Origin of the sequence: Cognatilysobacter lacus, assembly GCF_008274655.1 — a bacterium.
Taxonomy (GTDB): domain Bacteria; phylum Pseudomonadota; class Gammaproteobacteria; order Xanthomonadales; family Xanthomonadaceae; genus Cognatilysobacter; species Cognatilysobacter lacus.
This window is the reverse complement of sequence record NZ_VTRV01000095.1, coordinates 1-10,347: the sequence shown is the minus strand read 5'-3', so window position 1 is coordinate 10,347 and position 10,347 is coordinate 1. Positions and strand designations below refer to the sequence as shown.

General features: G+C 67.5%; 5 protein-coding genes. All 5 read right to left on the bottom strand.

Features of this window, described 5'->3' with window-relative positions:
- Positions 1 to 168: 168 nt before the first annotated feature.
- The 5 genes from FW784_RS09335 to glnA all read right to left on the bottom strand — a co-directional run bounded on the left by FW784_RS09335 (position 169) and on the right by glnA (position 10,063).
- On the bottom strand, positions 169 to 582 hold the full coding sequence (locus tag FW784_RS09335; protein WP_205123591.1) for a nuclear transport factor 2 family protein: 414 nt from the start codon (positions 580 to 582) through the stop codon (positions 169 to 171).
- On the bottom strand, positions 579 to 1,217 hold the full coding sequence (locus FW784_RS09330) for a sensor histidine kinase (protein WP_149353076.1): 639 nt from the start codon (positions 1,215 to 1,217) through the stop codon (positions 579 to 581). Before FW784_RS09330 ends, FW784_RS09335 begins: the two co-directional genes overlap by 4 nt.
- A complete protein-coding gene (locus FW784_RS09325; protein WP_187770757.1) occupies positions 1,214 to 2,926 on the bottom strand; it encodes a response regulator in 1,713 nt (570 codons plus the stop codon). Before FW784_RS09325 ends, FW784_RS09330 begins: the two co-directional genes overlap by 4 nt.
- Positions 2,923 to 8,139, bottom strand: a complete 5,217-nt coding sequence (locus FW784_RS09320; RefSeq protein ID WP_235893634.1) for a HAMP domain-containing protein — start codon at positions 8,137 to 8,139, stop codon at positions 2,923 to 2,925. Before FW784_RS09320 ends, FW784_RS09325 begins: the two co-directional genes overlap by 4 nt.
- Positions 8,140 to 8,653: 514 nt before the next feature.
- Positions 8,654 to 10,063 (bottom strand): type I glutamate--ammonia ligase, encoded by a 1,410-nt coding sequence (gene glnA / locus FW784_RS09315; protein WP_149353073.1) that lies wholly within the window; start codon positions 10,061 to 10,063, stop codon positions 8,654 to 8,656.
- Positions 10,064 to 10,347: the final 284 nt, after the last annotated feature.

The window sequence follows — 10,347 nt, the reverse complement described above, 5'->3', positions numbered from 1 at the left end:
GGCGGCACCGCGACCGGCAGTCGCGGTGCGCGCGCCGGGTGCGACGGCAAAGCCTGGAATGCACGCCAACAGTTCGACGACGCCGCTCGGCCGCGGGGGCCCGGGGTGAGCAGCTACGTGGGTGACTTCGGACGCGCGAGCCCGACCGAGCCGCTCACGCCGCCGGCCTCAAGGCCCGAACAACCAGACGTTGGCGATGCGCCCGTCGACCACCTCGTACACCGCGAGCGCATCCACGGGCTCGGCCCCGAGTCCGCTGACCCGCTCGTGGTCGGCGACCTTTCCGCCCAGCACGGTACGGGCGACGAGTTCGGCATGCAGCGTCGGCAGGTTGAACCGCGACTCGCGATAGAACGTACGGATCGCATCGCCGCCATCGAGTGCAGGCGCCGTCGCGGGCATGCGCCAGACGCGGGCGTCATCGCGATACGTCGCCATGAATGCATCGAGGTCGTGACGGTTGTAGGCGTCGAACTGGCGCTGCACCACCGCCTCGGGCGACACCTCGTTGGCCCGCGGCTGCGTCATCGCGCAACCTGCCAGCAGCAGCGGGACCAGGAGCGCGACCGCACGCCGGCTCATCCCGCGATCGGCAGTGCGATGCGGAACGCGAGGCCCGGTGCGAGCGCATGCACGTCGATCGTGCCGCCGTGCGCGCGCACCACCGCGTCGGCGATGACCAGGCGCAGGCCGAGGCCGAGGTCGTACGGTTCCGGCAGCGGGTCGACCAGCAGCGCCTTGGCGTCATCCGGTGTCTCGCCGACGTCGCTGACTTCGACCAGCACCTGCGCATCCTCGCGCCAGGCATGCAGCGCCGGGGCCGCGTTGCCGTGCCACTGCGCGAAGCCGATCACGCTCACGAGCGCCTGCACCAGCCGCGATTCGTCGCCGTCGAGCTGCACGCCGTCGAGTTCGGGCGAAACCTGCGGCACCGTGCTGCAGCCGGGCACTGCGCCGACCGCGAGGTCGACCAGCATGGGCACGTCGACCGGGCGCAGCCGATGGATCAGCCGGCCTTCCTGCGCGCGCACCCAGTCGGCGAGCTCTTCGATCATGCAGGCCATCCGCCGCGACTGGCGCTCGATGGTCTCGGCGAGCTCGACGCGTTTCTCCTGCGGCAGCTCGGGGCGGCGCAGCAGGTAAGCCGCGGTCTGCAACGGCGACAGCGGCCCCTTGAGGTCGTGCGCCAGCCGTTCGAACAGCGGACGGTCGCTCATCGCACCCTCGACCCGCAGGGCGGCAACCCGCCGAGAATCCTGCAGATGGCCTCGATCTCCGGTGGCTTGACGAGATGATGGTCGAAGCCCGCTTCCGCCGTGCGGCGGCGATCCTCGGGCTGGCCCCAGCCCGTCACCGCGACGAGCGTGAGCTGTTCACCCAGCGGCGATGCCCGCAACTTGCGCGCGACGTCGTAGCCGCTGATGCCGGGCATGCCGATGTCGAGGAACACGACGTCGGGCACGAAGCCTTCCACCGCCTGTTCGGCCGAATGCGGGTCGTAGATGCGCTGCGCCTCGTGGCCGAGCATCTCGAGCATCATCGCCAGCGTGTCGGCCGAGTCGCAGTTGTCGTCGATCACCAGCACGCGGCGCGGCATCGCGATCGGCACCGGCGGCGGCACCGCCTCGGGCAGCGCGGGCGTGGAGCGCATCTTCAGCCGCACGGTGAAACAGCTGCCATGGCCGAGGCCCGGGCTCGACGCGGTAACGCTGCCCCCGTGCATTTCGACGAGCCGGCGCACCAGCGTGAGGCCGATGCCGAGGCCGCCGCGCGCGCGCTCGATCGACGTATCGACCTGCGCGAACGGCTCGAAGATCGCCTCCACCTGCTCGGGCGCCAGGCCGATGCCACCGTCGGCGACGTGCACCAGCACATGCTCGCCGTCGCGCTCGGTGTCCACGCGCACAGGCTGGCCGGGATCGGAATATTTCGCGGCATTGCTGATCAGGTTGGCGAACACCTGCGAGAGGCGCTCGCGGTCGGCATCGAACGCGATCTCGACGTCGGGCACGTGCATCTCGAGCGCATGCCCGGTGGCCTGCAGCATCGGCGCAATGCTCTCGACCGCCGAACGCAGCACCGCGTCGAGCGTGGTGGACGCCGGGCGCAGCACCAGCTTGTCCTGGCTGATGCGCGCGATGTCGAGCAGGTCATCGATGAGGCGCACCAGCAACCCGAGCTGCCGGTCCATCGCATCCTGCAGGTCCGGACCGCTGTTTCCGCCGAGCTTCATCACGTTGACCGCGTTGGCGAGCGACGCCAGCGGATTGCGCAACTCGTGCGCGAGCGTCGCCAGGAACTGGTCCTTGCGACGGTCGTGCTCCAGCAGATGCGCCTGCACGCGTTCGCGCTCGGCGATCTGCGCCTGCAGCTCGATGTTGCGCTGCGCAAGCGCGACGTTGGCCGCGCGCAACGATTCGTTGAGCACCTCGAGTTCCCGCGCCTTCTCGACGCGCAGGTCCTCGTTCGCGCGCGCCAGCCTCTCGTTGGCGCTCTGCAGCTCGCGGCGCTTGCGATAGAGTTCGACCAGCACCGACACTTTGCTGCGCATGATCTCCGGGATCACCGGCACCATCACGTAGTCGACCGCGCCGAGCTTGTAACCGCGCAGGCGATCCATGTCGGACACGTTCACCGCGGTCACGAAGATGATCGGCGTCTTCTCGTAGCGCGGGTGCTGGTGGATCAGGCTCGCGGTTTCGAAGCCATCCATGCCGGGCATGTTGACGTCGAGCAGGATCAGCGCGCAGTCGTTCTCCATCAGCATGCCGAGCGCTTCCTCGCCCGAACGCGCCTCGATGAGGCGCTCGCCGAGGGGATCCAGGATGGCGCGATACGACAGCAACCGACCCGGCTGGTCATCGACCAGCAGGATCGTCGCGGGCGCCTGGGAGGGCGCGCGCGCGTCGGTGCCTGCGGTTGTCAACGATGCAACCACTGGCGCAACACTCCAAGCAACTGGTCGGTGACCACGGGTTTGGCGAGGTAGTCGGACGCACCGGCCTCGAGGCATTTCTCGCGGTCGCCCTTCATCGCCTTCGCCGTGAGCGCAACGATCGGGATGGCGCGAGCCTCGGGATCGTTGCGGATGGCGCGCATGGTGTCATAGCCATCCATGCCCGGCATCATGATGTCCATCAGGATGATGTCGATGTCGTGGTCGGTCGTCACCTTCTGTACAGCCTCTCGACCGTTGTTGGCGGTGACGACGTCCATGCCATGGCGCTCGAGCACGATCGACAACGCGAAGATGTTGCGCACGTCGTCATCCACCACCAGCACGCGCTTGCTCTTGAGCACCTCGTCCGACTCGGTGAGCCGCTTGACCATCTTCTGCTTGTGCTCGGGCAGGTTCGCGATCACCCGGTGCAGCAACAACGCGGTTTCGTCGAGCAGGCGCTCGGGCGACTCCACGCCCTTGATCACGACGCTCTTGGCGGCGAGCTTCAGGCGCGCGTCTTCCGACGCCGAGAGCTCCTTGCCGGTGAACACCACCACCGGCACGTCGCGCAGCGACGCGTCGGCCTGCAGGCGATCGAGCAGGTCGAAGCCGGTCATGTCGGGCAGGCGCAGGTCGAGCACCACGCACTCGTAACCGCCTTCCGCCAGCTTCGCGAGCGCTTCTTCGCCGCTGCCGACGCTGTCGATCGCAAGGTCGTCGTGCCGGATCAGCTCCTCGATGGACATCCGCTCGGCGGCGTCGTCCTCCACCACCAGCAGCTTCTTGATGCGCGGCTTGGCGTATTCACGCATGCGGTCGAGCGCGTCGCCGATGCTTTCGGCCGTCGACGGCTTGGCCACGTAGTTGAATGCGCCACGCTCGAGCGAGTGGTGCCGGTCTTCTTCCACCGTCACGATCTGCACGGGGATGTGGCGCGTCGAGGCGTCCTGCTTGAGCCGCGCGAGGACCGTCCAGCCGAGCATGTCGGGCAGGAAGATGTCGAGCGAGATCGCGCTGGGCTTGTGCTCGCGCACCAGTCGCAACGCATCGGCGCCGCGATTGCTGACCAGCACGTTGAAACCGCGCGAACGTGCGAGGTCACGCATCACCGCGGCATAGCGCGGGTCGTCCTCGACCACCAGCAGCGTGGGCCAGTCGGGATCGAGATGGTCGCGGTCGTCCTCGATCGAATCCGGCACCGGCGTCGCGACATCCGCATCCGAGTCGGCGGCGATCGCATGGGCGAGCCGTGCGGTGGCCATCGGCCGCGAGGGCGCGCGCAGAGCCGGCGGCGTTTCGGCCTCGGGCTGCGTGTAGCGCAGCGGCAGGTAAAGCGTGAACGTGGAACCCTTGCCCGGCTGGCTCGACAGCGTGAGCTCGCCGCCCAGGAGGCCGGCGATTTCGCGCGAGATCGCAAGGCCCAGGCCGGTGCCGCCGTACTTGCGCGACGTGCCCGCATCCGCCTGCTGGAACGCTTCGAACACGATGCGCTGCTTGTCGGCGGAGATGCCGATGCCGGTGTCGGTGACTTCGAACGCGATCACCATCGGCGCCGTGTCGAGCACGGCGTGGCCTTGCGACCAGCCACCGTGCGCGGCGCGTGCCGCCAAGCGCACGCTGCCTTCCTCGGTGAACTTCATCGCGTTCGACAGCAGGTTCTTGAGGATCTGCTGCAGGCGCTTGGGGTCGGTGGTCAGCGACCGGCCGAGGTCGGGCGTGAAGTCCACCGAGAAGTCGAGGTTGCGACGCTCGGCCTCGTGGCGGAAGCCGCGCTCCATGTTCTCGCGCAGGTGCGCGAAGGTGATGTCCTCGGTCTCGATCGTGACCGTGCCGGACTCGATCTTCGACAGGTCGAGGATGTCGGAGATCAGGTGCAGCAGGTCGGTACCGGCCGCATGGATCGTCTTCGCGAATTCGACCTGGCGCGGCGAGAGGTTGGTGTCCGGGTTCTCGGCGAGCTGCTGGCCGAGGATCAGGATCGAGTTGAGCGGCGTGCGCAACTCGTGCGACATGTTCGCGAGGAACTCGGACTTGTAGCGCGAGGTGAGCGCGAGCTCGGCGGCCTTGGCTTCCAGTTCGCGGCGTGCGTGCTCGATCTGGTTGTTCTTGGTCTCGACCTCCGCCTTCTGTTCGGCGAGCAGCGCGGCCTTGAGCGCGATCTCCTCGTTGGTCTGCTGCAGCTCGCGCTGCTGCGTCTGCAGCTCGCCTGCGAGCGTCTGCGACTGCTGCAGCAACCGCTCGGTGCGCATGCCGGCTTCGATGGTGTTGAGCACGATGCCGATCGAGCGCGACAGCTGCTCGAGGAACGTGCGGTGCACGTCGTTGAAGTCGCCCACCGATGCGAGCTCGATGACGGCCTTGACCTCGTCCTCGAACAGCACCGGCAGCACGATCACGTTGCGCGGTGACACCGTGAGCAGGCCCGAGCGGATCTGCACGAGGCCGCTCGGGATATCGTTGAGCAGGATCATCCGGCCTTCGGCCGCGCACTGCCCGATCAGCCCGTCACCGATCTCGATGGTGTGGTTGAGCGGCGCGACCGGCGCATCGGCATAACCGGCGAGCTGTCGCAGGCGCTGCTTGCCGCCGCGCTCCTCGTCGGCCTCGACGACGTACATCAGGCCCTGCTGCGCGTTCACCAAGGGCGCCAGTTCGGTGAGCAGCTGCTGGCCCAGATTCAGGATGTCGCGCTGGCCCTGCATCATCGCGCCGAACGCGGCGAGGTTGGTCTTCAGCCAGTCCTGCTCGCGGTTCGACTCGGTGGTCGCGCGCAGCGTCGAAATCATCACGTTGATGTTGTCGCGCAGGTCCGCGACCTCGCCGAGTGCATCGACCGTCACCGAACGCGTAAGGTCGTTCTGCGTCACCGCCGTGGCCACCTCCGCGATCGCGCGCACCTGCGTGGTGAGGTTGGCGGCGAGCTGGTTCACGTTCGCGGTGAGGTCCTTCCACACGCCCGCGGTACCCGGCACGTTGGCCTGGCCGCCGAGTCGGCCTTCGACGCCGACCTCGCGCGCCACCGTCGACACCTGGTCGGAGAACGTGGCGAGCGTGTCGGTCATCGAGTTGATGGTGTCGGCGAGTTCGGCGATTTCGCCCTTCGCTTCCACCGTGAGCTTCTGGCGCAGGTCGCCGTTCGCGACCGCGGTCACCACCTTCGCGATGCCGCGCACCTGCGTGGTGAGGTTGGCCGCCATCCAGTTGACGTTGTCGGTGAGGTCCTTCCACGTACCGGCGACGCCCGGCACCGAGGCCTGGCCGCCGAGCTTGCCTTCCGTACCGACTTCTCGCGCCACACGTGTCACTTCCGCGGCGAAACCGTTGAGCTGGTCCACCATCGTGTTGAGCGTGTTCTTCAGCTGCAGGATCTCGCCCTGCGCATCGACCGCGATCTTGCGCGAAAGGTCGCCCTTCGCCACCGCGGTCGCCACTTCGGCGATGTTTCGCACCTGGGTGGTGAGGTTGGACGCCATCGAGTTGACGTTGTCGGTGAGGTCCTTCCAGGTGCCGGCGACGCCCGGCACCTGCGCCTGTCCGCCGAGCTTGCCTTCCGCACCGACTTCGCGCGCGACGCGCGTCACCTCCGCGGCGAAGCCGTTGAGCTGGTCGACCATCGTGTTGATGGTGACCTTGAGCTCGAGGATCTCGCCCTTCACGTCCACCGCGATCTTGCGCGAAAGGTCGCCGCGCGCCACGGCCGTGGTCACCTCGGCGATGTTTCGCACCTGCGCGGTGAGGTTGGACGCCATCGAGTTGACCGAGTCGGTCAGGTCCTTCCAGGTACCCGCGACGCCGGGCACCTGCGCCTGGCCGCCGAGTCGTCCTTCGGTACCGACTTCGCGCGCCACGCGCGTGACTTCGGCCGCGAAGCCGTTGAGCTGGTCGACCATCGTGTTGATGGTGTCCTTGAGCTCGCGGATCTCGCCCCTCACGTCGACGGTGATCTTGCGCGACAGGTCGCCCTTGGCGACCGCGGTGGTCACGTCGGCGATGTTGCGCACCTGCAGCGTCAGGTTCGCGCCCATCAGGTTGACGTTGTCGGTCAGATCCTTCCACGTACCGGCGACGCCGGGCACGTCGGCCTGGCCGCCGAGCTTGCCTTCGGTACCGACCTCTCGGGCGACGCGCGTGACTTCCGCGGCGAAGCCGTTGAGCTGGTCGACCATCGTGTTGATGGTGTTCTTGAGTTCGAGGATCTCGCCGCGCACGTCGACGGTGATCTTTCGCGACAGGTCGCCCTTCGCCACGGCCGTGGTGACCTCGGCGATGTTGCGCACCTGCGACGTCAGGTTCGACGCCATCGCGTTCACCGAGTCGGTGAGGTCCTTCCACGTGCCGGCAACGCCGGGCACGATCGCCTGGCCGCCGAGGCGGCCTTCGGTGCCGACCTCGCGCGCCACGCGCGTCACTTCGGATGCGAAGCCACGCAGCTGGTCCACCATCGTGTTGATGGCTTCCTTCAGCTGCAGGATCTCGCCGCGCACGTCCACGGTGATCTTTCGCGACAGGTCGCCGTTCGCCACGGCGATCGTCACTTCCGCGATGTTTCGCACCTGCGCGGTCAGGTTGGACGCCATCTGGTTGACCGAGTCGGTCAGGTCCTTCCAGACGCCCGACACGCCCTTGACTTGCGCCTGGCCGCCAAGCAGGCCGGCGGTGCCGACCTCGAGCGCGACGCGCGTGACTTCGGACGAGAACTCGCCCATCTGTTCGATCATTCGATTGACGATCGTCGCCGAGCGCAGGAACTCGCCCTGCAGCGGGCGGCCCTCGGCTTCGAGCGGCACGGAGCGCGTGAGGTCGCCCTTGGCGACGCCGGCGATGGCCTCGGTCATGGTCTCGACCGGACGCACCAGGTCATCGATCAGTTCGTTGACCGAGCGTTCCATGTGCGCCCACTGGCCTCGGCGGGCGGCCGGCGCAACGCGCTGGCGGGTCTGGCCGACGCGGCCCACGGCCTCGCCAACGCGCGAAAGCTCGCTGGCGAGCAGGCGGTTCTGCGAAACGATCTCGTTGAACGCCGCGGCAAGCCGGCCTTCGATGCCTTCCCAGTGGCCGGGCAGGCGGACTTCGAAATCACCGTCGCCGACGGCAGTCATCGCGGCGAGCAACGCCTGCAACGGTTCGTCGACGGAAGGCGGTTGAGTAGCGTTCTTGGCAGCGGCGGAACGGCTGCGCCGTGCGGTGGCTTCAGTCACGGGAAGTCTCGATGCGCCCATCCCCATGGGCAAGATCGCGCGAGCATAGGATCGGCTGTGTCTACGCGACGTTCACGCGATTGCCCGCACGCGTGCGGGTAAACGCCACAAGACACCTCCACCGTTCTGCGGCTGGCATCGGGACGCTGGCGCACCGTGCTCGGCAGCTGCGATGCGTCGAGTGGCGACTGAACGAGTCATGCGCGGACGCTGAACGCGCCATGTCCGAGGCGCTTGGGAGCGATTTGAACTGTGATGCGGAGCGCCCGGCGGGCCGACTCCCAGTGCTCGATGCTCTTCGCGCGCGTGCCTGCTGCCGTGTCCTCTCGAGCGTGCCGCGCGGGCTCGCAGCGCGAGACTTTCGGGAGAGAAGGGCCGGGCCCGCTCTCATCGCGGACCGGACGATGTCCAGCGAAACGACCGATCCCGACGTGCGGCGGCAAGCCGGCCGGCGCGCGGCCCCCAAAGACAACGACCGCCCGGAGGCGGCCGTCGTCGCGATGCGAACCCCGAATCAGATCGCGTAGTACATCTGGTACTCGAGCGGATGCGTGGCGGCGCGGAACGCGGTGACCTCCTTCATCTTCAGCCCGATGTACGCGTCGATGAAGTCGTCGGTAAACACGCCGCCCGCCTTGAGGAAGTCGCGATCCTTGTCGAGCGATTCCAGTGCCTGGTCCAGCGAATGGCAGACCGTCGGGATGTTCTTCTCTTCTTCCGGCGGCAGGTCGTACAGATCCTTGTCGCTCGCCGCGCCCGGGTCGATCTGGTTCTTGATGCCGTCCAGGCCGGCCATCATCAGCGCGGCGAAGATCAGGTAGCCCGAGTTCATCGGATCGGGGAAGCGGATCTCGATGCGACGCGCCTTCGGGTTGGCCACGAACGGGATGCGGCACGACGCGGAACGGTTGCTGGCCGAGTAGGCAAGCATCACCGGCGCTTCGTATCCGGGCACCAGGCGCTTGTACGAATTGGTGGTCGAGTTGCAGAACGCGTTGAGCGCGCGCGCATGCTTGAAGATGCCGCCGATGTACCACAGCGCCGTCTGCGACAGTCCGCCGTAGCCGTCACCGTTGAACAGGTTGACGCCGGCCTTCGCCAGCGACTGGTGCACGTGCATGCCGCTGCCGTTGTCGCCGACGATCGGCTTGGGCATGAAGGTCGCCGTCTTGCCGTTGCGGTGCGCGACGTTCTTGACGATGTACTTCATCGTCAGCAGCTCGTCGGCCTTCTGCGTGAGCGTGTTGAACTTGGTGCCGATCTCGCACTGGCCCGCGTTCGCGACTTCGTGGTGGTGCACCTCGACCTCGATGCCGACGGCCTGCAGCGTCTTGCACATCTCGGCGCGGATGTCGTGCAGCGAATCCAGCGGCGCGACCGGAAAGTAGCCGCCCTTCACGCCGGGCCGGTAACCGGTGTTGCCGCCCGCGTACTCGCGACCCGAGTTCCACGCCGCCTCTTCCGAATCGATGTGGAAGAAGGTGTGGCCCATCTCGTTGGCGTAGCGCACCGAGTCGAAGATGAAGAACTCGGGTTCCGGGCCGAAGAATGCCGTGTCGGCGATGCCCGACGACTTCAGGAACGCCTCGGCGCGCTTGGCGATGCCGCGCGGATCGCGCGAGTAGGCCTGCATCGTGGTCGGGTCGAGGATGTCGCAGACGATCACCAGCGTCGGGTCGGCGGTGAACGGGTCGAGGAAGGCCGTCGACGGGTCGGGCAGCAGCACCATGTCGGACTGGTGGATGCCGCGCCAGCCGCTGATCGATGAGCCGTCGAACATCTTGCCGTCCTCGAACAGGCTCGGTTCGACGATCGAGGCCGGGAAGGTGACGTGGTGCTGCACGCCGCGCATGTCGGCAAAGCGCAGGTCGACGAATTCGACCTTGTGGTCGCGGATGAGCTTTTCGACGTTCTCGAGGGACATGGCGGCTCCGAGGGAAGGCAAGGACGCGGCGCGGAATTGCGCTGACGAAGCCTTCACAGCAAGGACGGTGCCAACCGTTTTCCCGCCGCAAGTGCTTGATCTGCAAGGGGCACCAGCGACACGCGTGGAAACAACGCCCCAAAGCGGTGCGCTTTCAAGCCAATCCGCACTGTTATGGTGCGCCGCCCTCAGCGCACCGCGGCCTCGTCGCCGTCCAGCACCACGCGGTCGCGACCGCCGCGCTTGGCCGCGTACATCGCGCGGTCGGCGCGCGCGAGCAGCGC